Raw genomic sequence first — 293 nt, forward strand, 5'->3', positions numbered from 1 at the left:
TCAGTTCCATTAGTTCCATCCACGCCGTTTGTACCGTCTGCACCGTCAGCGCCATTAGTTCCATCCGCACCAATCAATGAATCCAAAAAGTCTTGTTCTGTTCCCGTATTGCCAGCTGCAATCCAAGCATCATAAGCTGAAGCACCGTCAACACCATTAGTTCCATCAATACCATTAGCTCCGTCAGCACCCTTCAAAGAATCTAAGAAATCTTGTTCTGTTCCCGTATTGCCAGCTGCAATCCACGCATCATAAGCTGAAGCACCATCTACTCCGTCAGTTCCATTAGTTCC

Annotated in this window: 1 pseudogene; it reads right to left on the bottom strand. The window is 46.8% G+C overall.

What is annotated here, in order from left to right:
• Positions 1-293: pseudogene (locus H3Z82_RS19470) on the bottom strand (spore surface glycoprotein BclB); the annotation flags it as partial.

Origin of the sequence: Gelidibacter maritimus (assembly GCF_014062315.1) — a bacterium.
Lineage (GTDB): Bacteria > Bacteroidota > Bacteroidia > Flavobacteriales > Flavobacteriaceae > Gelidibacter > Gelidibacter maritimus.